Origin of the sequence: Billgrantia endophytica (assembly GCF_002879615.1) — a bacterium.
Classification (GTDB): Bacteria; Pseudomonadota; Gammaproteobacteria; order Pseudomonadales; family Halomonadaceae; genus Halomonas; species Halomonas endophytica.
Genome location: NZ_PNRF01000019.1, coordinates 40,427 through 63,059 on the forward strand (window position 1 = coordinate 40,427; position 22,633 = coordinate 63,059).

21 protein-coding genes are annotated in these 22,633 nt (G+C 62.2%); 14 read left to right on the forward strand and 7 right to left on the reverse strand.

Annotated elements, in window-relative coordinates:
- Positions 1–74: 74 nt before the first annotated feature.
- A complete protein-coding gene (locus tag C1H69_RS09595; protein ID WP_102653183.1) occupies positions 75–2,132 on the reverse strand; it encodes a TRAP transporter permease in 2,058 nt (685 codons plus the stop codon).
- Between the two features lie 82 nt (positions 2,133–2,214).
- Positions 2,215–3,234 (reverse strand): TAXI family TRAP transporter solute-binding subunit, encoded by a 1,020-nt coding sequence (locus C1H69_RS09600; protein WP_165789453.1) that lies wholly within the window; start codon positions 3,232–3,234, stop codon positions 2,215–2,217.
- Positions 3,235–3,532: 298 nt separating this feature from the next.
- Between C1H69_RS09600 and C1H69_RS09605 the strand changes: the two genes are divergently transcribed.
- From C1H69_RS09605 to C1H69_RS09655, 11 genes are all read left to right on the forward strand, one after another.
- Positions 3,533–4,315: an IclR family transcriptional regulator gene (locus C1H69_RS09605; RefSeq protein ID WP_102653185.1), complete on the forward strand. Its 783-nt coding sequence runs from the start codon at positions 3,533–3,535 to the stop codon at positions 4,313–4,315.
- A gap of 346 nt (positions 4,316–4,661) precedes the next feature.
- Positions 4,662–5,441 (forward strand): enoyl-CoA hydratase/isomerase family protein, encoded by a 780-nt coding sequence (locus C1H69_RS09610; protein WP_102653186.1) that lies wholly within the window; start codon positions 4,662–4,664, stop codon positions 5,439–5,441.
- Positions 5,438–7,054, forward strand: coding sequence for an acyl-CoA mutase large subunit family protein (locus C1H69_RS09615; RefSeq protein ID WP_102653187.1), 1,617 nt, complete (start codon positions 5,438–5,440; stop codon positions 7,052–7,054). Before C1H69_RS09610 ends, C1H69_RS09615 begins: the two co-directional genes overlap by 4 nt.
- A gap of 42 nt (positions 7,055–7,096) precedes the next feature.
- Entirely contained in the window at positions 7,097–7,492 is a 396-nt protein-coding gene (locus tag C1H69_RS09620; RefSeq protein ID WP_102653188.1) for a cobalamin-dependent protein, read from the forward strand.
- Positions 7,489–8,667 carry a CaiB/BaiF CoA transferase family protein gene (locus C1H69_RS09625; protein WP_102653189.1) on the forward strand — a complete coding sequence of 393 codons (1,179 nt, stop codon included), beginning with the start codon at positions 7,489–7,491 and terminating at the stop codon, positions 8,665–8,667. The genes C1H69_RS09620 and C1H69_RS09625 overlap by 4 nt, the downstream gene beginning before the upstream one ends.
- A 1-nt stretch (position 8,668) precedes the next feature.
- On the forward strand, positions 8,669–9,625 hold the full coding sequence (locus C1H69_RS09630; protein WP_102653190.1) for an ArgK/MeaB family GTPase: 957 nt from the start codon (positions 8,669–8,671) through the stop codon (positions 9,623–9,625).
- Positions 9,625–10,188: a cob(I)yrinic acid a,c-diamide adenosyltransferase gene (locus tag C1H69_RS09635; RefSeq protein WP_102653191.1), complete on the forward strand. Its 564-nt coding sequence runs from the start codon at positions 9,625–9,627 to the stop codon at positions 10,186–10,188. Before C1H69_RS09630 ends, C1H69_RS09635 begins: the two co-directional genes overlap by 1 nt.
- 179 nt (positions 10,189–10,367) lie before the next feature.
- Entirely contained in the window at positions 10,368–11,546 is a 1,179-nt protein-coding gene (locus C1H69_RS09640) for a cupin domain-containing protein (RefSeq protein ID WP_102653192.1), read from the forward strand.
- A gap of 41 nt (positions 11,547–11,587) precedes the next feature.
- On the forward strand, positions 11,588–12,016 hold the full coding sequence (locus C1H69_RS09645) for a GNAT family N-acetyltransferase (protein ID WP_102653193.1): 429 nt from the start codon (positions 11,588–11,590) through the stop codon (positions 12,014–12,016).
- Positions 12,017–12,411: 395 nt separating this feature from the next.
- Positions 12,412–14,007, forward strand: a complete 1,596-nt coding sequence (locus C1H69_RS09650; protein WP_102653194.1) for an isocitrate lyase — start codon at positions 12,412–12,414, stop codon at positions 14,005–14,007.
- A 265-nt stretch (positions 14,008–14,272) separates the two neighbouring features.
- Positions 14,273–14,740, forward strand: a complete 468-nt coding sequence (locus C1H69_RS09655; protein ID WP_102653195.1) for an outer membrane lipoprotein — start codon at positions 14,273–14,275, stop codon at positions 14,738–14,740.
- Between the two features lie 168 nt (positions 14,741–14,908).
- Here the strand turns inward: C1H69_RS09655 and C1H69_RS09660 are convergent, their stop codons facing one another.
- Positions 14,909–15,193: a hypothetical protein gene (locus tag C1H69_RS09660; RefSeq protein ID WP_102653196.1), complete on the reverse strand. Its 285-nt coding sequence runs from the start codon at positions 15,191–15,193 to the stop codon at positions 14,909–14,911.
- Between the two features lie 207 nt (positions 15,194–15,400).
- Between C1H69_RS09660 and C1H69_RS09665 the strand changes: the two genes are divergently transcribed.
- Positions 15,401–15,883 (forward strand): FKBP-type peptidyl-prolyl cis-trans isomerase, encoded by a 483-nt coding sequence (locus C1H69_RS09665; protein WP_102653197.1) that lies wholly within the window; start codon positions 15,401–15,403, stop codon positions 15,881–15,883.
- An 88-nt stretch (positions 15,884–15,971) separates the two neighbouring features.
- Here C1H69_RS09665 and C1H69_RS09670 read toward each other — a convergent pair whose 3' ends face one another.
- Both C1H69_RS09670 and C1H69_RS09675 read right to left on the reverse strand, forming a co-directional pair.
- Positions 15,972–16,592, reverse strand: a complete 621-nt coding sequence (locus tag C1H69_RS09670) for a CDP-alcohol phosphatidyltransferase family protein (RefSeq protein ID WP_102653198.1) — start codon at positions 16,590–16,592, stop codon at positions 15,972–15,974.
- 1 nt (position 16,593) lies between these two features.
- Positions 16,594–18,834, reverse strand: coding sequence for an FAD-dependent oxidoreductase (locus C1H69_RS09675; protein ID WP_102653275.1), 2,241 nt, complete (start codon positions 18,832–18,834; stop codon positions 16,594–16,596).
- Positions 18,835–19,005: 171 nt separating this feature from the next.
- Here C1H69_RS09675 and msrA point away from each other — a divergent pair, with 171 nt between their 5' ends.
- Entirely contained in the window at positions 19,006–19,632 is a 627-nt protein-coding gene (msrA, locus tag C1H69_RS09680; RefSeq protein WP_102653199.1) for a peptide-methionine (S)-S-oxide reductase MsrA, read from the forward strand.
- A 12-nt stretch (positions 19,633–19,644) separates the two neighbouring features.
- On the opposite strand, the gene C1H69_RS09685 is transcribed toward msrA, so the two are convergent.
- Complete coding sequence (locus C1H69_RS09685; RefSeq protein ID WP_102653200.1) at positions 19,645–20,850, reverse strand: MFS transporter; 1,206 nt, start codon at positions 20,848–20,850, stop codon at positions 19,645–19,647.
- A gap of 125 nt (positions 20,851–20,975) precedes the next feature.
- Between C1H69_RS09685 and C1H69_RS09690 the strand changes: the two genes are divergently transcribed.
- Positions 20,976–21,857, forward strand: coding sequence for a LysR family transcriptional regulator (locus C1H69_RS09690; RefSeq protein ID WP_102653201.1), 882 nt, complete (start codon positions 20,976–20,978; stop codon positions 21,855–21,857).
- Positions 21,858–21,905: 48 nt separating this feature from the next.
- Here C1H69_RS09690 and C1H69_RS09695 read toward each other — a convergent pair whose 3' ends face one another.
- The gene (locus C1H69_RS09695) at positions 21,906–22,442 is read right to left on the reverse strand and encodes a C40 family peptidase (protein ID WP_102653276.1); all 537 of its coding nucleotides are present in this window, start codon (positions 22,440–22,442) and stop codon (positions 21,906–21,908) included.
- Positions 22,443–22,633 lie beyond the last annotated feature (191 nt).

Sequence of the window (22,633 nt, forward strand, 5' to 3'; positions counted from 1 at the left end):
TTTCCTGAAACCTGTCCAGCTTCTCTGTGCCCCACTGGACCCACTACCGGGCCTAAATGGGGCACAGGCACGCCCTACTTCCTGGCGCGCATCACGCCCCGCACCTGCTTGCCCCTCCCGCGACCCGACATCAACCGGGTGCGATAGAGCAGCAGCCCTGCCGCAATGCAGAACCCGCCAAGCAAATCCAGAAGCAGGCCAGGCGTGGCCATGACAATGGCGCCCCCGCCAATGAGAAGTCTGGATGTCACGCCAAGCCGCTCTCCCAACTGGCCGATGGCAGCGATCGACAGGAAACTGATGCCGACCAAGGCACTAAGCACGGCGAACACGACCGTCAGCGGGTCGCCCGCTAGCGTCAGTTCGGGATTGAGGATGAAGAGGAAGGGCAGAAGGAACAGACTGCATGCCAATACCAACGCGTAGCGGGCCGTGCCGAAGAAGGTACCGCCGCTGATGGCAATGGCCGCAAAGATGCCCGCCGCAACGGGCGGCGTGATCGCTGACAAGCTGGCAAAGAAATAGAGGAAGAGATGCGACGGCAGGCGGTCGAAGCCAAGGTTGAGCAGTGGCGGCGCCAGTACGGCCGCGCCCACGGCATAGGCGGCTGGAGTCGGCATGCCCATCCCCAGGATGATCGCGAGCGCCATGGTAAGCAACAGGGACACGAACAGGAAGTCGCCGCCGATGGCCAGGATGATCTGTGACAGCGTTACCCCCAGGCCGGTCAGATTGATCACCGACACCATGATCTGGGCAGCAGCGATGATCATGGCGATGTAGACCACGCTCACCGCGGCGCTATACAGGCCTTGATAGGTTTCCCGGGTAACGTTGCCCAGCCGCTCTCTGGCGGTGCTCCCCTCGCTGCTGCCCTGCTCCGGCCCTGCCTCGGCGCTCTTGTCTTCCAAGCCAGCCATCCTCCTGGCTTGCTCGCTGGCCGTGTGCTTGGCGGGGCGTGGATTCACCAGGGCACTGACCAGCATCATGCCGATGATCGACATCAGCGACCAGAACACCGCCGTCTGGATCGTATAGCGCTGCAGGATGAAAAACAGCAGGATACCGATGGGCATCAGCAAATTGGCCATGGCCATCGGCTCGAAGGCCTCTCTGCGCGAGGGGATCAGCTCTGCCGGCAGCGCCTCGAGCTGGTAGCGCCGCGCCATCAGGTAAACCCCGAATAGCAGGGCTGTGAAGAAAAGGAGCGAGGGAACGAGGGCGGCCTTGGCCACGTCCAGATACGCCACGCCCAGCAGTTCCGCCATCAGGAAGGCGCCCGGCCCCATGATGGGAGGCATGATCTGCCCGCCGGTGGAGGCAACCGCCTCGATGGATCCCGCCAGATTGCGATTGAACCCCAGGCGCCGCATCAGCGGGATAGTCAACACCCCCGTGCTGGTGACATTGGCCACCGTGCTGCCATTGATCATGCCCATGAAAGCGCTACCGATCACTGCAACGATGCCGGCTCCACCCCGGATGCGCCCACCGAGTCGCATGGCGATGCGTATGAAGGTGTCACCGGCTCCGCTGGCATTGAGTAGTGCCCCCAGGATGAGAAACAGGGTCACCACCGTCGCAGAGATGCCCATCAAGGTACCGAGAATGCCGTTATTACCGATGTAGAAGACATAGATCATCCGGTCCAACGTGAGCCCCCGGTGCCCCAGTGCACCGGGAAGGTACGGGCCGAAATAGGCATAGGCGCAGAAGGACAGGATCAGTCCGACGAAGAACCAGCCGAGTGTGCGCCGGATCGCCTCGAGCAGCAGAATGAACAGGGTGACGCCGAAGGCCTTTTCCACTGACTCATTGACATACCAACTGCTCGTCACGATGGCGTCGTAGTTGACGAAGACATAGCCCAGCAGTACCACGCAGGCCAGAGCGCAGGGAATGTCGAGTAGCAAGAGCTGCAGGCGGGGCGCATGTGTACGCCCCTTGTATAGGAGAAAGACGAAGAACAGCGCGCCTCCCAGGTGAACGGCACGCTGTTGATAATTCGGCAGCGTCCCCACCCCGGCCGTGACGATATGAAACAGGATCCAGGCCAGGGCGAGCCCACCGAGCAGCCAGCCGGCCACACCGCTGAAGTGGCGCAGGTGCGTCACGCGTTCATCAGAACTCATACGAAATGCTCCCGAAGGCTCCGCTCCTCGGCCGACGCGACAAGGAAACCCCCTCGCCACGCCGCCGGTCGAGACGAATGGGTTACTCCGCGTATTCCGGAGGCACCAGGTGCTCGGGAACGTCGTGTCCGTGCTCTTTCAGATAACGGATAACACCCGCATGTAACGGCGCCACACTGACATCGAGTGTCAGTTGAAGCGGATCGATACGGGATGCGGGCACATAGCCATCGGCGGCGGCTTTGATACCCTCCTCCGAGAAGGCACGCTCGACGATGCCATAAGCGATCTCCTCGGATAGCTCGGACGTAGTGTTGATACCGATACCCGTCTGCACGGTCGCTAGCGGGCTCGTCTGCTCGCCGTAGTGGTCGCCAGGGTCGATCTCGCCGACGCTGAAGTAAGGATATGCCTCAGCCACCTGCTCGGCTTGCTCGCTGTTCATCGATAGCAACCGAATGGAGCGCGAGGAATGAGCCTGCTGGATATAGCCGTCGGGATGAAGGCCTGCCTTGACGAAGGCATCGAGGTTGCGGTTCTGATAGGCGTCCAGTGCGTCATCGCCGCCGGCACGATAGTAGTCGGGTTCAATGCCCAGGACATCGAGCACGGTCTGCGTTTGGCCTTCTGTTGCTGTGCCGCGCCCACCCGGGTTCAGCTCTGCGCCGTTCAGGTCGTCAAGGCTCTGAATGTCGGAATCCGCCGATACAACCCAGTTCAGCGGCAATGGCGCGAAGAAATAGAGAGTGCGCAGGTTTTCAGCTGGCGAAGAGAAGTCTCCTTCACCTTCGACGGCCTGATGATCGGAGGAAGTGACCGCAATACCCATGTCAATCTCACCGCGGAGCAGACCCTGGGTCGATGCGTCTGCCCCGCCCAATTCCTGGATGGTCATGCCGACCCCTTCAACGTTGTCATTCCAGTCGGAGACCACCGCAACCTGGTAGGAGTAGAATGAGGAGCCGCTGTGCGTGCCACCCATGGCCAGCCGAACCTGGGCTTCGGCTGAAAGTGGCAGCATGCCGCACATGACCACCCCAGTCGCACCCAGGACGAGGGGTTTCATGGAATTGCCGTTCGAACAAAGTGTCGTGAGTCGCATTATTGTTGTACCTCTCTGGCGTTCGTGGGTTCCTGATGACATGCCCCAGGGGCTCCTTCCCTGGACAACGTGCCCCCGGACGGCAGCCTGCCTCGGCCGACGCCGGATGTGTTGTTATTATTAGTCCAAACTTATCATTTTTTCCTGTTTGTGTAATATTATTCATAAATGCGAAACTTCACGCTAAAACCAGCCCCAGTGATGGCCTACTGTCAAACGGACCGACCTGCGACTGCGATAGCGGCCTGGCTCAGGTAAGCTATCGAATCAGGTAACCGGACCGAAAGAGGCGAATGTGATGAAGCAATCTCCCCGGCCTGCCGGAGAGTCATCGGAACGCGGCAAGCCCGAAAGCGTGAAGACGGCCGCCCGCACTCTGAGTCTTTTCGAGACCTTCGCCGAGGATCAGGCCCCGCTTTCGCTCACAGATCTGGCCAGACGCATCGATGCCCCGATCAGTAGCTGCCATGCATTGATCAAGACCCTCCAGGCTCTGGGGTACGTCTATGTGCTGGAGCAGAAAAAGCGGGTCTACCCCACCAAGCGACTGCTCCAGGTCGCCCAGGCTATCGCAACCCACGACCCCTTGCTGGAGAGCGTCACCCCGATCCTGCTCGAGCTTCGCGACGACCTTGGAGAAACGGTGATACTGGGCAAGCGCCAGGCCAGCGGCATCGTTTATCTGGAAGTCATCGAGGGGACACATACCGTGCGCTACGCCGCTCGCCCCGGTGACGCCAAACCGCTTCACTCCAGTGCGATCGGCAAGGCCATGCTGGGCCAGGAGTCCCCCAAGCGGCTTCAGGCGCTGCTCGAGAAACTGCCACTCACCGCGGCCACGAACCGCACGCTGACTGACCGCGCCCAGTTACTGGACGATATCGAGGAAGGACGCCATCACGGTTATTTCATCACCTGCGGCGAGAACGTCGACGACGTCATGGCCATCGCCATCGCGCGCACCGTCTATGGCGAAATGCTGGGGCTCGCAATCGCTGGCCCCATGGAGCGAATGGCACGCAACCAGGAGCGTTACCGGGAAACCCTGCTGCATTACGGAGATCGCCTGCTGGCGCTATGAGAGCCCTTCCGTTTCCCTGCCTCTTGCAGAGAATCATGCCAAAACCAAGGAAACCCTGAACGATAATCGCGGCCTCAGGCGCAACCCCCGTTGACTCAGGGCCAGAAACAGCCAGCCCATCAACACCACCAAGCCCTCCAGCACCCTGACGCCGCCCCGACTCGATCCACCAGCATGACCCGACCCACACATCCCGACACCGCCGGATGCCCTCTCTTCGTTTCTATTTATCGCACCCCACTGGCCAGTCTGTATCTGTTGACCTTGACACGAAAAATTTCACATATAAGTATAACAATTCAAAATGGCGTAAAATAAATCACAAGAACCACCCAGGAGAACCCCGATGGCTGCCGATCACCTTGTCGTCGAATCGGATGGCCCCCTGCTGCGGGTCACCATTAACCGTCTCGAGAAGCGCAACGCACTCTCCAGGGCGGTGCTCAACGAGATCGCCACGACCTTTACCGAGCATGCCGGCAATCCGCAGATCAAGGCCGTGGTATTGACCGGCGCTGGGGACAAGAGCTTCGCCGCAGGCGGCGACCTGCACGACCTGGCCAATGTGCGTACTGAAGCGGAGGCACTGGCAATGAGTCGTGAGGCCAGGCGCAGCCTAACTTCGGTCGCGCAATTTCCCGTGCCGGTCATCGCCGCCCTGAACGGTGATGCGCTGGGAGGGGGCGCCGAACTGGCCGTCGCCTGCGATTTCATCGTTGCCGCCTCCACCAGCCGTATCGGCTTCATCCAGGGCAAGCTCAACATCTCGACCGCTTGGGGCGGTGGCATCCGCCTGCGGCAGCGCATTGGCATGACGCAGGCTCTGCGCCTCCTTTCCCGGGCCGAGCTACTGGGCGCCAGCGATGCCGAGCGCATCGGGTTGGTCGATTGCACCGCGGCGCCGGATCAATCCCTCGACGCGTGTGTGCATGAGTTCTGCCATCCCATCCTGCAGCAGGCGCCCCAGGTTCTACGTGCTTTCAAGGCATTGACCACGGCACACGACAAGGACACGTCAGTGGACGTCCTCAAAGACATCGAGACCCGCCACTTCGTCTCCACCTGGATACACGACGACCACTGGGCAGTCGCCGACGAGGTACTGAACGCAAGGAGATCTCAATGAGCGATTCCTCTTCTCGTCATCGCACCCCGCCGATACCCGAGCCGCGCACCGCCTCCGGTATCGAAATCCCCGAACTGGTCACGGCTGACATGCTCAAGCATCCCGACCCGGGCGCACCAGGAGAGCCACCCTATACGCGAGGCATCTTTCCCAACGGTTATCGTGGCCGGCTGTGGACCTTTCGCCAGTACTCGGGCTTCGGTACGGCGGAAAACACCAACGCCCGCTATCGTTTCCTGCTCGAAAGCGGACAAACCGGCCTGTCGGTGGCACTGGACCTGCCTACCCAGTGCGGCTACGACCCCAACGACCCGATGGCACGCTCCGAGGTGGGCAAGGTCGGCGTCTCGCTCTCGAGCCTGGCGGAAGCGGAAATCCTCTTCGACGGCATCGACCTGGGGGACATCTCCACTTCCTTCACCATCAACGGAACCGCAGCGATCATCTATGCGATGTATTGTGCCGTGGCCGACAAACAGGGAGTGCCAAGGGAGAAACTTACCGGCACCATCCAGAACGACATCCTCAAGGAGTATGTGGCCCGGGGCACCTGGATTTTCCCCGTGCGCCCCTCCATGCGCCTGATCGCGGACACAATCCTGTTCTCCAACCGCGAGACACCACGCTTCAACCCGATCAGCATTGCCGGTGCCCATGTCCGCGATGCCGGCGCCACAGCGGTCGAGGAGCTGGGCTACACCCTAGCGAACGGCCTGGCCTACGTGGAAGAGCTGATGAAACGGGGCGGGGATGCCACCAAGTTTGCCAATCGCCTGAGCTTCTTCTTCTACGTGCACATGGACTTTTTCGAGGAAGTCTGCAAATTCCGGGCGGCGCGACGCCTATGGGCCAAGCTGCTCGAGGAGCGCTTCGGCATCACCGACCCAAAGGCTCAGCGCCTGCGCTTCGGCGTGGTGTGTGGAGGCTCGTCGCTCACGGCCGCCCAGCCGTACAACAACATCGTGAGGGTCGGCATCGAGACACTTGCCGCCACCCTCGGAGGAGCGCAGTCGGTATTCACCTGCGCCTATGACGAGGCCTTCCAGATCCCCACGGAGTTCAGCGCCGAAATCGCCCTGCGCACCCAGCAGATCCTGGCCTATGAGAGCGGTATCTCGAAGACCGTGGACCCACTGGGCGGCAGCTACTACGTGGAGTGGCTGACCGACCAGATGGAGCAGGAAGCCCGTCGGGTCATCGTGGAGATCGATGACTACGGTGGCGTCGAGAAAGCAATCGAGGATGGCTATCTGCAGGCGCGCATTGCCGAGCGCGCGCATGAGCGCAAGCAGAGGGTCGACCGGGGGGAAACAGTGATAGTCGGTCAGAACTATTTCCGCCGCGAAGGCCAGAAGGATGATTTTGGCGAAGTGTTCAAAATCGATCCGCAGGCCTCACAGCGGGTCCAGGAGAAGTACGAGCGCCTCCTCGGCCAGCGCGACCAGGCCCAGGTCGGCCGCACCCTCAAGTCCCTCGAAAAGGCGGCAGCAAAGGACGACGAGAACATCCTCCCCTACCTGATCGACTGCTGTCATGCCTACGCCACCGTGGGCGAGATGGTCGCCACGCTCACGTCTCAATGGGGCGAGTTCCAGGAGCCCATTCGCCTGTGAGCAGGCTTGGTGGCCCCAGGCAACCGTCAATGGAGAGATCCCATGAGTTTGAAGGGCAAGCGTATACTGATCGCAAAACCCGGCCTCGACGGCCATGATGTGGGCGCCAAGGTCATCGCCCTGGCCCTGCGCGATGCTGGGGCCGATGTCATCTACACTGGGCTGCGCAAGAGCTCCGAGTACATTGCCAAGGTCGCGGTGGATGAGGATGTCGATGTAGTGGGGCTGAGCATGCTCTCCGGTAGCCACATGGAGCTGGTGAACGAGACGATGCGTTGCCTGGAAGCCTACGACGCCGGCGACATCAAGGTCTTCGTGGGCGGCACCATTCCCGAGAAGGACCGCGAGGCCCTGCTGAAGGCGGGTGTCTGCGGAGTCTATACTTCGGAGATGCCTCTGGAGGAAGTCTTGAGCGCCATAGAGAGGCAGCTGTCATGAACAATGATGCCCCGCCCACAGGCCCCCTCTCCGGCATTCGTATCCTCGAGGTCAGCCACATGCTGGCCGGTCCCTACTGCGGCATGCTGCTGGCCGACCTGGGGGCTGAAGTGATCAAGATAGAAGCACCCGGCAAGGGCGATATCGGCCGCCAGATCGGACCCAACTACATTGGCCCCCACAATACCTACTTCGCCAGCCTGAACCGTAACAAGCGCAGCATCTGCCTCGACCTCACCAGCAGAGAGGGGCAACAACGGCTCGGCGAGTTGGCCGCGAATTCTCATGCACTGTTGACCAATATTCGCCCAGCTGCCATCCGCAAGCTCGGCCTGACCTACGACGCTCTGCACGCGCATAACCCCAAGCTCGTCTGCCTGGCCCTGACGGGATTTGGCCTGGAAGGGCCTTTCGCTGACAAGCCCGCCTATGACTATGTGATACAGGCATTGGCAGGCATCATGGCCATGACCGGCGACCCCGACAGCCCCCCAGTGAAAACGGGCTATTCCGTCGTCGACAATTCGGCAGGCATCATGGGGGCATTGGGCCTGGCCGCAAAACTGGTGGAAGGCCAGGGGGGGCAGGTCGACGTCTCGCTCTACGACACCATGCTCTCGCAATTGAACTACCTGGCCAGCGCCTACCTGAACGCCGGCCAGAAGGTTCAGCGCTACCCGGGTGGCGGACACCCCTACATCGTGCCGGCACAGATATTCAGCACCCGGGACGGGCACTTGGCCCTGTTCATTACCCACGATGGCTTCTGGGCCGACTTCTGCAACGAAATAGGCTGCAGCGAATGGATCGAGGAACCTCGCTGTTCGACCATGGAAGCGCGGGCGGCAAACCGCGAGTCGGTCATCACCGCGATTCAGGAAGTGCTTTCCACGGGCACCACGGACATGTGGGTGGGACGACTCTCCCCATTGGGCGTAGTAGTGGCGGGCGTCCAGAGCATGGAAGCAGCTCTGGAATCGGAACTGACCCAGTCACGACATATGGTGGTATCGGTGCCTACCCTCCACGGCGAGATCCGCATGGTTGGCAACCCGATCAAGCTACCGGGGCAGCCTGCCCGCTATGGCCCGCCTCCCTTGCTTGGCGAGGACTCCGAACAGTTGCAGGGCCTGGAGTGGGAAGTGAAGGGATACCACAACGCGACCGGAGGCTAACATGACACGGCTCGACCCAATCGCCCGTCGCGCCCTTGGCCGCACCCTGAGCCGGCTGGCAACGGCCTCGGTGGCAGAGAGTGTCAGTCAGGATCCCGGCCCGGCACCCATGCCCTTCGAGACGGCACGCATCGGTTTCACGGGAGCCCCGGGCGCAGGCAAGAGCACCCTGATCAGCCGACTCGCGAAACGACGCCTGGCGGTTTGCCGGGAACGGGGTGGTGTGGCTGTCATTGGCATCGACCCAACTAGCCCGCTCAGCGGCGGATCGATCCTGGGCGACCGCATTCGCATGGATAACGTCGCCAACGAGTCCGATCTCTATATACGCTCCCTCTCCAGCCGCGCATCCCATGACGGACTGACAGATAATATCGCGGACCTGCTCAATGCCGTCGAAAGCTATGGCTTTCGCGAGATACTGCTCGAGACGGTGGGCGTCGGACAGGCGGAGCATGCCGTCCGCCACGCCGTGGACACGCTGGTCATGGTATTGCAACCCAATGCCGGCGATGCCATCCAGGCAATGAAGTCCGGCATACTGGAGCTTGCTGATATCTATGTGATCAACAAGGCGGATCTGACGGGTGCTGCCCGGACCGCCGCGGAAGTGCGCGGCATCGTCCAACACCATCGTGGCGAAGGGAAGTGGCTGCCGCCGGTCATCAAGGTGGCCCGGGATCGGCCGGAGGATATCACTGCCCTGGACAATGCCGTCAGTGACCATCTCGACTGGTCGAGCCGATGGCGCGATAGCGCTGAAATCCTGCGCCTGCGACGGCGCTATCATGTACAGTCGCTTATCGCGCGCCGGGTATTGGAAGTCCTGTCTGATAGACCGGAGCTGCTCGAGGAAGTCTCGGTACGGGACAGCTACTTGAGAACCGTCCAGGCTTTGACCAAGGATAGGCATCTCCTGTCCGAGACGAGAGAGAACCCGCCAGACGGAAAGAAATAATGGTCAAACTCACCAAGATCTATACCCGTACCGGGGACAAGGGCGACACCGGGCTCGGCGACGGCAGCCGCGTAGCCAAGCACGACCCGCGGGTGGAAGCCTTTGGCACCGTGGACGAGACCAACGCCACCATCGGCCTGGCGCAGCTGCATGCCGAGGGCGAGCTGCGCCAGGTACTGGCCACGGTGCAGAACGACCTGTTCGATGTGGGAGCCGACCTCTGCACACCGGAGCAGGAGGCCCCGGAGTACCCGCCCCTGCGGGTCACGGCGTCGCAGGTGGAATTCCTGGAGAGGCGGATCGATGCCTGGAATGCGGATCTCGCCAGTCTGCGCTCGTTCATCCTGCCCGGGGGGACCCCCCTGGCCGCCCATCTCCATATGGCCCGCACCACCGCCAGGCGAGCCGAGCGTCTGATCACGCACCTGATGGTCGGCCAGCAGGTGAATCCCGAGGTACTGCGCTACATGAACCGCCTTTCCGATCTACTGTTCGTCGCCGCACGCAAGGCCAACGACAACGGGGCGGGTGACGTGCTGTGGGTGCCCGGCGCCAACCGATGACCTCGTCCTCTCCTGCCATCGCCTCGCCCCGCATTGGCGTATGCCGCCTCGAGCCGGACGGCAACGCCTGCCTGGGCGGGATGCGCTACCATACCCCCTCCAACTGCAGGGCAGTGTTCGGCCAACCCTGCTGACGTTCGTGAATGCCGTTGTGCCCATCTGCTGGAAATCAAGAGACTATGCAAACCGACACCCCTCGCCTCCTGCTGGGAGGCCTCACCGCCGCCGAGTTCCTGCGCGATTACTGGCAGCGCAAGCCGCTGTTGATACGCGGCGCCTTTCCCGATTTCGCGTGCCCGCTGGAACCCGACGAACTGGCGGGGCTTGCCTGCGAAGAGGGTGTCGAGGCGCGCCTGGTGGAGGAAAACGGTCGCGATGGCCCCTGGCAAGTGAGCCACGGCCCCTTCGACGAAGCGACTTTCTCGAAGCTGCCCGAACGCGGCTGGACCTTGCTGGTACAAGCGGTGGACCACTATGTACCCGAGGTGGCCGAGTTGCTCGAGCATTTCGACTTCCTGCCCCGCTGGCGGCTTGACGACATCATGATCAGTTACGCTCCGCCAGGCGGTAGCGTCGGTCCCCATGTGGACCAATACGATGTCTTCCTGCTTCAGGGCGGCGGCACGCGACGTTGGCAACTGGGCGGCAAGGTGGCGGACGACACCCCGATACTCCAGGGCATCGATCTGCGTATTCTGGAACGATTTGACATCGAACCGGGCCAGGACTGGGTGCTGGAGCCCGGTGACATGCTCTACCTGCCGCCGTCCTGGGCCCATCACGGCGTCAGCGAATCCAGCGACTGCATGACGATCTCGGTGGGCTTCCGGGCCCCTTCCGCCGATGAGGCCGTCACCTCGTTCGCCGACTACCTGGGAGAGCAGCTGCCGCCATCCAGGCGCTATACCGATGCCGGCATGACCACGCCCGAGGATCCGACGGAACTCGATGACGCCGCAATCGCCCGCATGCGCTCTCTGATACTCGACACCCTCGATGACCCCGCTCAGCTCGCCCAGTGGTTCGGCCGGGTGATGACGCAGCCCAAGTACGTGGACCAGTTGACACCGACAGACGAACCGACCGAGGTCGATGAGCTTGTCGCTGAACTACAAGCAGGAGAGGAATTGATGCGCAGCCCCGGCTCACGCTTCGCCTGGCGAGCCCTGCCGGATGACATGGCAACGCTTTTCGTCGACGGCGATGGCGTGGTTTGCGCAAAGGTACTGGCCCAGTCGGTTGCATCGGATACAGCGCTGGATGCCCACCTGCTGCGCCTTCCCGGGGCTGCCGGGCTGCTCGTGGCTCTGATCGACGCCGGCAGCCTGTGCTGGGCCGGCGAATTCGAAGAAGAGTGAGCAGGCAACATGGGCAAGAATGGCAGCCAAGGGAGTAGCCGATGAAGGATATCGAGATTCGCGAAGGGGACTGGACCACGCTTGGCGAAGCGGCCTCCGAGATTCGGCGCGTGGTGTTCATCGAGGAGCAGTCCGTACCGATCGAGGAAGAGTGGGATGGCCTGGACCCGGCGTGCCGGCACTTCCTGGCCCTGCTGAATGGCGTGCCCATCGGCACCGCCCGGCTGCTGCCCGATGCCCACATTGGCCGTGTCGCCGTACTCCAGGAGGGCCGCGGGCTGGGGATTGGCGCCTCGTTGATGCAGGCGGCCATCGACACGGCACGGCGCCTGGGCCACGAAAGGGTGGAGCTGGCGGCCCAGACGCATGCCCTCGCCTTCTACGAACGGCTGGGCTTCATGGCGTGTGGGGGCGAGTTTCTGGACGCCGGTATTCCGCATCGCAACATGCACCTTCGCCTAAGCCAATGACCCTTTTCATGCCGACCGACTGATCAGAAATTCGACTACACAATTACCACCATCCCGGCTGGTCATGTAGTCGAGTTACAACCCTCCTTCCCCCCAAGTGTCAATTGCTATGCTTAGGCTGCATGCGTCATAGTGGACCCAAGACGAGGTTAAAACGCTCGTTCGATATTCGACGAAAAGTTGTAGACCCGACGACCTTTTTAATTTTGGAATCGGTTCGACCAAGGCCGTAGAGACTTCTCTCTTGCTCTGGTGGAACCTGGTATCACTTCGCAGATGCAGCATGACCGGCGTGCCGTCGGTACGATGCAGCGAGCGATCGACAAGGCAGCGAAGCGCCGCGGCAAGGCGACCGAAGCCGACGACTACACCTCTTATCGGAAGGATGGCTCCCCATGTCATACAAAGACGATATCAAGGCACTGGCTCAACTGCGTGAAGCTCAGCAAGGCAAGTGGGCGAGCATCAGTCCAGAGAACGTTGCCCGCATGCGTGCCCAGAACCGTTTCAGGACCGGACTGGACATCGCCCGCCATACCGCCAGGATCATGCGTGAGGACATGGCCGCCTACGATGCCGATACCGCGCAGTACACCCAGTCCCTGGGCTGCTGGCACGGCTTCATCGGTCAGCAGAAGCTGATTTCCATCAAGAAGCACTTCGGCACCACCAAGCGACGCTACCTGTACCTCTCCGGCTGGATGGTCGCCGCCCTGCGCTCCGAGTTCGGCCCGCTGCCCGACCAGTCCATGCACGAGAAGACCACGGTCTCCGGCCTGATCGAAGAGCTCTACACCTTCCTGCGTCAGGCGGATGCCTGGGAACTGAACCACCTGTTCCGCGACCTGGAAGAAGCCCAGAAGGCTGGCGACACGGCCAAGGCCGACGAGCTGATCGCCAAGATCGACAACCACGAGACCCATGTGGTACCGATCATCGCCGACATCGACGCCGGCTTCGGCAACGCCGAAGCCACCTACCTGCTGGCCAAGCAGATGATCGAAGCCGGCGCCTGCTGCATCCAGATCGAAAACCAGGTGTCCGACGAGAAGCAGTGCGGTCATCAGGATGGCAAGGTCACCGTGCCCCATGAAGACTTCCTGGCCAAGATCAACGCCGTGCGTTATGCCTTCCTGGAACTCGGCGTCGAGGACGGCGTGATCGTTGCCCGTACCGACTCCCTGGGCGCTGGCCTGACCCAGAAGATCGCGGTCACCAAGGAGCCGGGCGACCTGGGCGACCAGTACAACAGCTTCCTGGACGGCGACGAGATCGAAAGCGCCTCGGATATCGACAATGGCGACGTGGTCATCAAGCAGAACGGCAAGCTGGTCAAGGTCAAGCGCCTGGCCTCTGGCCTGTTCCAGTTCAAGCCGGGCACCGGCGAGGATCGCGTGGTTCTGGACTGCATCACCAGCCTGCAGAATGGCGCCGACCTGCTGTGGATCGAGACAGAGAAGCCCCACGTCGGCCAGATCGCCAGCATGGTCAACCGTATCCGTGCAGAAGTGCCGGATGCCAAGCTGGTCTACAACAACTCGCCGTCCTTCAACTGGACCCTGAACTTCCGTCAACAGGTATTCGATGCCTGGGAGAAGGAAGGCAAGGACGTGTCGGCCTACGACCGCGCCGGCCTGATGAGTGCCGAGTACGACGACACCGAACTGGGCAAGCTGGCCGATGAGTGGACTCGCAACTTCCAGCGCGATGCGGCTCGCGAAGCCGGTATCTTCCACCACCTGATCACCCTGCCGACCTACCACACTGCGGCCCTGTCCACCGACAGCCTGGCCAAGGGCTACTTCGGCGACGAGGGCATGCTGGCCTACGTGGCGGGCGTCCAGCGCCGCGAGATCCGCGAGGGTATCGCCACCGTCAAGCACCAGGACATGGCCGGCTCCAACATTGGTGACGACCACAAGGAGTTCTTCCACGGCGAAGCGGCGCTCAAGGCCGGTGGCAAGGACAACACCATGAATCAGTTCGGCTGATGGCGGCGTTGCGGTAAACGACTGGAACCCTTGGGAGGCCTCGCGCCTCCCTTTTTTCGTTCTTGCCACCTCATTCTCTTGCATGAGAACGATTTTTCACATTGTTTGAACGCTTGAACACTACACTGCAGGGCACTAGAGCGACCGGGACTGGTCAAACATCCCAGCACTGGTTAAGCTGGTTAGCAAACAGCGTTCCGTAACCCGGCAGCCCGATGCGCCTCGCCAGACAGCCAGCCATCGGTTCATGCCTCAGGAGGTTTTCATGAAGCGTCTCATTCCCGTACTGGCCATTGGTGTCCTGACTTTGGCTGGCTGTGCCAACACCGCCCCTTATGGTGGCGATGTCTACCGCGGCAGTCAGGCGCAAACCGGCCAGACAGTCACGTTCGGGACCATTACCGCGCTGCGCCAGGTACAGATCCAGGCTGACAGTCGCGCCGGGGGCATCATCGGCACAGGCGGTGGCGCCGTTCTTGGCGGCCTGCTGGGCAGGCAGGTCGGTGGCGGCTCCGGGCGTCAGCTTGCCACCGCCGCTGGCGCAATCGGTGGTGCCGTGGCAGGCAGTGGCATCGAGGAGTCTGCGAACCGGGTGCGCGCCTGGGAAATGGAAATTCGTCGCGATGATGGCCAGGACATCGTGGTGGTCCAGAAAGCCGATCGCAACTTCCAGGCCGGCCAGCGCGTACGCCTGATCGGCAGCGGTGCCAACCTGAGCGTGGCTCCCTACTGAGGCATGAGCCGGCCTCGTTGGCCGGCTCAGGCTCCTGCCAACACAAGCAATGCACCTCGACTTGTCGGCAGCAAACAAACCGTCGTGAAGTCATTGCCGTATGGCAACGACCAGAAAGCCCGCGGCACGTGCCGCGGGCTTTCTGTCATGCCGGGTGTGAGGTTGGTCTCAGTGGAACTTGGCCCGGTCCATTGCCCAGCAAGCGATTTTCTTGCCAACCAGCACCACGATCGCAATCACGATCGCCGTCAGCAGCATATCGACCGGACGTACCAGGGTGGTCGCACCCAGCACTGCCAGGGCCAGACCCCATACCCAGCGGTTCTCGTCATCGCTTTTCAGGATGCTGGGTATGACCTTGCTCAACCCGGTGCTGACGGAGGATTCCCAGTATTTGATGCAGTAGAACAGGATAAGGGCGAAGGCGATCAGCCAGATCACGATCTCGATCATTGAGCATGCTCCATGGGAGGGTGGACGGCAGGATGACAAAGGAATCCCGCTAGGGTAACTGTGGGGCCACGGGTGCGCAACCGCGCCAAAAGGCGTGAATGATGCTCAGGATCGCCGGACACAACCTGAAAATTCTCCCGCCCCCCTGACAGTCCCGGAATGGCGCGTTACCATGGTTTGTACATGCACTCACCGAAAGGTTAATCAATGCAGATTGCGCAGAATTCTGTTGTCGCGTTCCACTACACCCTGACCAACGACGCAGGTGAAGTGCTGGACAGCTCGGAAGGCCGTCAGCCGCTGACCTATCTCCATGGCGCCGGCAACATCATTCCGGGCCTGGAAAAGGGGCTGGAAGGTCGCGAGAGCGGAGAGAAGCTCAATGTCACCGTCTCCCCGGAAGAAGGCTATGGCGAAGTCCAGCCGCAGCTGGTTCAGGAAGTCCCCCGTGATGCGTTCCAGGGTGTCGAGGCCGTCGAGCCGGGCATGCAGTTCCAGGCCCAGACCCAGGGCGGCCCGCTGATGGTCACCGTGACCAAGGTGGAAGGCGACACCGTCACCGTCGACGGTAACCATCCGCTGGCCGGCCAGAAACTCAATTTCGACGTCGAGATCGCCGAAGTGCGTGAAGCCAGCCAGGAAGAGGTCGAACACGGCCACGTGCATGGCGAGGGTGGCGTCGAGCACTGAGCCTGACACGCCAGTATCGACCGATCGAGGGGCAGCCGGATGGCTGCCCCTTCGTCATTACGGCAATGATATTGCACGGGCGGCCAGGTCACTGCTGCAGGCCACGAAGGGTGTGGTAACCGCCCCATAGGCGGGTGGCCGTGGTGACCAGACATGCCACGGCAAACAGCGTGGCCAGCAGGGCGAAGTGGGCGGGAAAGAGGCAGAACAGGATGAAGGCGAGTATGGTCTCGGTGCCTTCGGTCAAGCCGTGCAGGTAGTAGAACGCCTTCTGCTGGAATCGCGGGCGCTCGAGTCCGTATCGAGTCGCCATGATGGCAAAGGCCAGGAAAGAGGTGCCGGTGCCGATGAAGGCGAACAACAGGAAAGCGGCCGCCAGCGCGTTGGCTGACGGATCCGCCAGGGCGAACCCCAGTACCACGGCGGCATAGAAGACGAAATCCAGGCCAATGTCGAGAAACCCACCGGCATCGGTGGCCTGTCCGGTCAGACGGGCCAGAGCACCATCCACACCGTCGCCCAGACGATTGAGCAAAATGGCCACCAGCGCCAGCCCATACCATTCCAGGATCAGTAGCGGCAGCGCCAGCATACCGATCAGGAAAGCCCCCAGCGTCACCTGATCGGGCCGGGCTCCCCACTTTGCCAGGCCTGCCGCCAATCGACCCAAGGGGGCCTGGGTCAACGGCATCGTCCAGCGATCCAGCATATCAGTTCCCCTTTTTCTCCCGGCTGCCACGCCCCGCCCTCTTCGGCGTGTCGGGTTGTACCGCCGCCGGCTCGCCCCGCCGCCATCTGAAATATCGCTCCAGCCACCCCAGTACACGCTGCGGCTTGTGCGCATTCTTCCATACCCCGGCGCTGGCCTTCACCGCTTCCGACCAGGTCGGATAAGGGTGCACCGTCCCCAGCAGCTTGTTAAGCCCGATTCCATGAGTCATCGCCAGGGTATACCCGGCCAGTAGTTCACCGGCGCCATGCCCCACTACCGTGGCACCGAGTATGCGATCCTTGCCGGGAACCGTCAGGATCTTGACGAAACCTTCCGTCAATCCTTCGGTGATGGCCCGGTCCAGCTCGGAGAGTTCATAGCGGGTCACTTCGACATCCACCCCACGCGCTTGCGCCTCCTTCTCGCTGAGCCCCACCCGTGCCACTTCGGGGTCGGTGTAGGTGACCGCCGGCAGCGCGCTGTAGCTGACCCGGAAGCGCTTGAGTTCGCCGAACAGAGCGTTGACCGTGGCATGCCAGGCCTGGTGAGCGCCGGCATGGGTCAGGTGGAAGGGGCCCGCCACGTCGCCACAGGCCCAGACATTGGGCAGCACGCTCTGCAGCGATTCGTCCACGGACAGAGTGCCGTCCGGACAAATTTCCACCCCCAGCGACTCGAGGCCCATTCCCGCGACATTGGCTTGCCGCCCTATTGCCGCCAGAAGTCGGTCAAAGACGATTCGCTCGGTCACTGCCTCTCCAACCGCATTGCGACGTTCGACCACCAGTACATGGCCGCCCCCGTCTCCGGCGTCCGCATCCACCCGTATTGCCCGGGTATCGAGCCATACCGTCAACCCCTCGCCATCGAACCTCTTGCACAACGCCTCCGCCGTATCGACGTCCTCTCGAGGCAAGAGCTGGCTACCCATCTCCACCAGGCTTACCTGGGAACCCAGCCGGGCAAAACTCTGACCCAGCTCACAGCCGATGGAGCCGCCACCCAGCACGACCAGTCGCGACGGCAGGGTCGCCAGCTGCCAGAGAGTATCCGAGGTCAGGACCTCGACATGCTCCAGGCCCGGCAAGTCGGGCATGCGCGGGCGGGAGCCACTGGCGATGATCACATGCCTGGTGGTCAGCAAGCGCTCACCATCCTCCCCCACGACACGCACCCGCCAGGGGTCCTCGAGACGAGCCTCCCCCGCCACCACCTCGACACCCAGCCCCTCATAGCGATCACGGCTGTCATGGGGCTCCACCTCGCGGATGGCCCGATGCACATGCCTCATCACCGTGGGGAAATCGACCCGTGGCTCCCCGGCGTCGATGCCATAACGCTGCGACCCTCGAATCTCGGTGACGATGCGTGCCGCCCGGATCAGTGCCTTGGAGGGCACGCAGCCGGTATTCAGACAATCGCCGCCAAGCTTGTCGCGCTCGACCAGGACGACCCGGGCCTTGACCGCCGCCGCGATATAGCTGGCCACCAGCCCTGCCGATCCCCCGCCGATCACCACGATGTCATGACCGAAGCTGGCGGGCCGGACGTACCGCCTGGCCAGACGCTTACGCTTGGCAATGGCCACCAGGCCACGTGCCAGCCACGGAAAGAAGCCGATCAACACGAAGGAACCAATCAGCCCCGGCGACAGGATACCGGAGAGCGTTTCCAGGTTACCGAGCTCCCTGCCGGCGTTCACGAACACCGCGGTACCGGGCAACATGCCCAGTTGGCTGACCCAGTAGAAGGTAACCAGACGCATACGCGTCAGCCCCATCACCAGGTTGATGACGAAGAAGGGAAAGAGGGGGATCAGGCGAAGCGTAAACAGGTAGAACGCACCCTCCCGGCGCATGCCGGCATTGATCCGTTCGAGCTGGGATGCAAAGCGCCTCTCCAGCGGACCGCGGGCCAGGGTACGGGCTATCAGCGCCGCCAGCGTGGCACCCAGGGTGCTGGCAAACGAGATGATCAACAGCCCCCAGCCAAGGCCAAACAAGGCACCGCCCAGCACCGTCATCAGGGTGGCCCCTGGCAGCGAGAGTGCCGCCATGGCGATGTAGATGGCGAAGAATCCGCCAATGACCGTGACAGGATCGTCGGCCAGCCAGGCCTGGAAGCGAGACTGCTCGGCCTTGAGATTGCCCAGTGTCAGGTACTCGTTCGCCCCGCTGAGGAAGAACCCCACCACCAGCAGCAAGATAACCGCTATCAGCACCACACGTCGCGTTGTCACCGACACCTCTCTCCTCTTGTATCGAGTCGCCCTGCGCCATACTGCACCGACCGGACGAGGCTCCTGCGCCGCCATCCGGTCCAGCCGTTTCGGCCCGTTTGGCCGTCGTCGGGAACCTGGCTATCATGATGGCATCCAACCCGATACCTCCGACAGCCGAGCGCCCTCCCCATGACGATGCCCCTGCGGCTCCCCAAGCCGCCAAGCGTACTGCTCACGCTGGTCCTGGCAGCCCCTGCGCTGGGTGATGACCATGCAGCCACAGCCACGGCCATCTTCGGTGGAGGCTGCTTCTGGTGCGTCGAGGAGGCTTTCGACAAGGTCGAGGGAGTCGTGTCGACCACCTCCGGCTTCAGCGGTGGCCATGTCGAGAATCCCAGCTACAACCAGGTGGTAAGCGGCGCTACCGGCCATGCCGAAGTGGTCAAGGTGGAATATGAGCCGATGCGAGTCGACTATCCGACACTGCTGCATGTCTTCTGGCGCAACATCGATCCCTTTGCCGAGGATCGCCAGTTCTGCGACCAGGGCAGCGCCTATCGCAGCGCGATCTTCTTCCGCAGCGAAGAGGAGCGGGAACTGGCCGAGGCCTCCCGTGACGAGCTCGTCGAGCGTTTCGGACGTGATATCGCCACCGAACTCAGCCCCTTCGAGGCGTTCTATCCGGCTGAGGACTACCACCAGGGTTACTACCTCAGGAACCCGGTGCGCTACCAGTATTACAAGGCGGCCTGTGGTCGTGAGCGCCGTCTGGAGGAAATATGGGGAGACGAGGCGGGAGGCCTGGGGCTCCCCTGAACCAGACCCTTGTCAGTTTCCGGCCAGTTGGACGCGCTGTGCCGACCACTCACGGCGCCATAGCCAGACGGCGATGGCCAGGGTAACGACGAGCATCATCCAGGAGCCAAGCACCACCCCCGACCAGCCGCCAAGCTGCCAGAAGGGCTCCAGCCAGGCGCTGCCCAGGCTGGCCCCGACATAGTAAAACACGAGATAAAGAGCCGAGGCGCTGCCCCTGGCCTTTTCGGCATGTCGGCTGACCCAACTAGAGGCCATGGAGTGGGCCAGGAAAAAACCGAACGCGTTAATGGTCAGGCCAGCAATGACCCAGGCCAGTGAGCCAGACAGGGTGACCAGCGTTCCGCCCATCAGGATCAGAATACCCAGAATCATGCACACCGGCTGCCCCAGGCGTCCAGCCAGTCGCCCCGATAGCATGGAGCTCACGGTACCGCCCAGGTAAGTCAGGAAAATCATGCCCAGCAGCCTGGCTCCCAGGCCGAACGGTTCGTCGGAAAGACGGAAGGTGATGTAACTGTATTGGTTGATGAATATCAGGAAGTTGATGCCACCGAGCAGGTAGGCGGCCAGCAGCAGCGGATGACGCAAGTGTCCGGCGAGATCGACCAGGGCACCGCGCAGCTCGAAGGGACGTGACGTAAATGCCCTCGCTGGCGGCAACAGCTTCCAGAACAGGGCAACGCCGGCCAGGGTCAGCAACCCGACGGCCAGGAATCCCGCCATGGCACCGCCCAGTTCGCCGGCACCGCCACCAATGAGACGCCCGCTGATGCCCCCCAGCGAGTTGGCACCGATATAGAGCCCTACCGCCGACAGCAGGGCCGGACGATCGAATTCATCGCCCATCCAGGCGATGGCCACGGCAGGCAAGCCGCCGAGCAGGAACCCCTGCAGCGCACGCAGGGCCAACAGGCTTTCGAAGGTTGGCGCAAAGGCCAGCGCCACTGAACACAGCGCGGTCAGCAGCAGCGTCACTCGCATGATGGCCGCGCGCCCGATGGCGTCCGACAGCGGCCCGAAAACCAGCAGGGCCCCCGCCAATGCCAGGGTCGAGACCGACATGATGAGGCTGATACCCAGCGTCGAGACGCCATACACGTTACGTAGCTCGGGTAGCAGCGGCTGTGGCGCATAGAGATTGATGAAAACCAGGAAAGAGCCCAGACACAACGCCAGGGTGGCGCGCCACCAGGCGGGGGAACGTACGGTAATCATTCGGCTTCCTGCATGGGAAAGACATTGCAGCGCATGATCACCTGTGCAAAATGATAAGACAAACAGAATAAAAAGATGATAACGATCTTTTTTTCTTATGAAAGCCGCGACCCACGGGTGAACAGATGGCCCTTCCCTTCGACCTGCGTGCCCTGCGAGTCTTCCTGACGGTGGCCAATCGGGGCGGTTTCAGCGCCGCGGCACACGAGCTGCACGTTGCCCAGTCAGCCATCAGCCAGACCATTGCCAACCTGGAGCGGCGGCTGGAGCTGACCCTGTTCCACCGCCATGAACGACGCATCAGCCTGACAGCGGAAGGCCAGAGCCTGTACGTTCATGCCCACGAGTTGCTGGAGCGGGCCGATGCCGCTCACCTCGCCATGCGTGAGCTGCATGGGTTGGTAAAGGGGGAAGTCCGCATCGGTATTCCCTCGATGCTTGGCTCTTACTATTTTCCGCCACTACTGATGGGGTTCAAGGAACGCCACCCTGGCATTCAGTTGACCGTGGTGGAAGCCGGCGCCAGGCAACTCCAGCGAATGATCACCGACGGCGAACTGGACCTGGGGGTGGTGATAGAGGATAACGAGAGCCGCCAGATGGAACGACGCCACCTGTTACGCGAGGAGATGGTCGTGTGCGTGCCGCGTGATCACCCCTTTGCCGGTCGCAATGGGGTGACGCCGGAGGAATTCTTCGGCGAACCGCTGGTACTGTTTCAGGAAGGCTATTTTCACCGCGAGTTCGTCGACACCCTGGCGCGGCAGAACGGCTTGTCGGCCAATGTCGCCTTTCAGTCGAACCTGATCCCGCTGACCAAGGCGATAGTGCACAAGGGTTTCGGCATTACCACATTCCTGCGTCGGGTCATCGACGGGCCTGACCTGGTAGCGGTCTCCTTCGACTCGCCGGCATGGCTCGATCTGTCGCTGGCCTGGGGGAAAGGGGCCTACCTCTCACGCGCCGAGACCGCATTCGTGGAGTTCGTCAGCGCCCACCCACTTTAGCCCCGGCGTACGGGGTCCGGGCCTTGGCTTCTCGTATTGGCGCCGACGCTAGCCTTCACCGACGCTGTTCACCCGCTGGGCCAAGGTCGCCGGCGCCAGGGTTCGGCGAGCCTGCCAGTAATGCCGCTGCCAATAGGCGTTGTTCAGCTTGGAGAGTCGCACACCCCGTGAGGTCGAGGCGTGCAGGAAATAGCCCTCCCCCACATAGATGCCCACATGATCATAGGCGCCCGGGGGGCGGAAGAACACGAGGTCGCCTACCTGTAGTTCGTCACGGGCGATGGGGGTCCCCTGCCGCACCTGCTCGCTGGTCGAGCGTGGCAGCTCGAGACGGAAGGTGTCGCTGAACACGTTCTGCACCAGGGCGGAACAGTCGATGCCACGATCGGAAGTGCCGCCAAGCCGATAAGGGGTGCCGACCCAGCGTTCATGCTGGGCAAGCAGGGCCTGGCGAACCCGTTCGGGGGGAGGGTTATGCAGGCTGCTCGCCTTGAGGATGGGGTTGTCCACCGGGGACATCATAGGGTTCCAGGAGGTCGGCAGACCCGGGAGCTGCCGGGCGAAATAGTCTTCCGGCGCGGTCATCGGCGTTTGCGATGGGCCGGCACACCCGGCCAGCAAGGCCATCGACATACCGAGCAACACGATACGACTCGATTTCGTGGCAACCATCCTGACGACGTCCTCGTTCCCTGAGCCGCGCCCATCCTCAAGCCGAGCAACGGCTCGTGCCTGGTGGACCCCAAGGGCTATCGTTGTGGTAGTGATGCCTGGCG

Excerpts from the sequence above, each read along its gene's own strand:
- C1H69_RS09620 (WP_102653188.1), top strand. The coding sequence starts at position 7,097 with ATGAGTTTGAAGGGCAAGCGTATACTGATCGCAAAACCCGGCCTCGAC.
- C1H69_RS09690 (WP_102653201.1), top strand. The coding sequence starts at position 20,976 with ATGGCCCTTCCCTTCGACCTGCGTGCCCTGCGAGTCTTCCTGACGGTG.
- C1H69_RS09660 (WP_102653196.1), bottom strand. The coding sequence starts at position 15,193 with ATGATCGAGATCGTGATCTGGCTGATCGCCTTCGCCCTTATCCTGTTC.
- C1H69_RS09610 (WP_102653186.1), top strand. The coding sequence starts at position 4,662 with ATGGCTGCCGATCACCTTGTCGTCGAATCGGATGGCCCCCTGCTGCGG.
- C1H69_RS09635 (WP_102653191.1), top strand. The coding sequence starts at position 9,625 with ATGGTCAAACTCACCAAGATCTATACCCGTACCGGGGACAAGGGCGAC.
- C1H69_RS09640 (WP_102653192.1), top strand. The coding sequence starts at position 10,368 with ATGCAAACCGACACCCCTCGCCTCCTGCTGGGAGGCCTCACCGCCGCC.
- C1H69_RS09595 (WP_102653183.1), bottom strand. The coding sequence starts at position 2,132 with ATGAGTTCTGATGAACGCGTGACGCACCTGCGCCACTTCAGCGGTGTG.
- C1H69_RS09625 (WP_102653189.1), top strand. The coding sequence starts at position 7,489 with ATGAACAATGATGCCCCGCCCACAGGCCCCCTCTCCGGCATTCGTATC.
- C1H69_RS09605 (WP_102653185.1), top strand. The coding sequence starts at position 3,533 with ATGAAGCAATCTCCCCGGCCTGCCGGAGAGTCATCGGAACGCGGCAAG.
- C1H69_RS09655 (WP_102653195.1), top strand. The coding sequence starts at position 14,273 with ATGAAGCGTCTCATTCCCGTACTGGCCATTGGTGTCCTGACTTTGGCT.
- C1H69_RS09645 (WP_102653193.1), top strand. The coding sequence starts at position 11,588 with ATGAAGGATATCGAGATTCGCGAAGGGGACTGGACCACGCTTGGCGAA.
- C1H69_RS09615 (WP_102653187.1), top strand. The coding sequence starts at position 5,438 with ATGAGCGATTCCTCTTCTCGTCATCGCACCCCGCCGATACCCGAGCCG.
- C1H69_RS09665 (WP_102653197.1), top strand. The coding sequence starts at position 15,401 with ATGCAGATTGCGCAGAATTCTGTTGTCGCGTTCCACTACACCCTGACC.
- C1H69_RS09670 (WP_102653198.1), bottom strand. The coding sequence starts at position 16,592 with ATGCTGGATCGCTGGACGATGCCGTTGACCCAGGCCCCCTTGGGTCGA.
- C1H69_RS09630 (WP_102653190.1), top strand. The coding sequence starts at position 8,669 with ATGACACGGCTCGACCCAATCGCCCGTCGCGCCCTTGGCCGCACCCTG.
- C1H69_RS09650 (WP_102653194.1), top strand. The coding sequence starts at position 12,412 with ATGTCATACAAAGACGATATCAAGGCACTGGCTCAACTGCGTGAAGCT.
- C1H69_RS09695 (WP_102653276.1), bottom strand. The coding sequence starts at position 22,442 with ATGACCGCGCCGGAAGACTATTTCGCCCGGCAGCTCCCGGGTCTGCCG.
- msrA (WP_102653199.1), top strand. The coding sequence starts at position 19,006 with ATGACGATGCCCCTGCGGCTCCCCAAGCCGCCAAGCGTACTGCTCACG.
- C1H69_RS09685 (WP_102653200.1), bottom strand. The coding sequence starts at position 20,850 with ATGATTACCGTACGTTCCCCCGCCTGGTGGCGCGCCACCCTGGCGTTG.
- C1H69_RS09600 (WP_165789453.1), bottom strand. The coding sequence starts at position 3,234 with ATGCGACTCACGACACTTTGTTCGAACGGCAATTCCATGAAACCCCTC.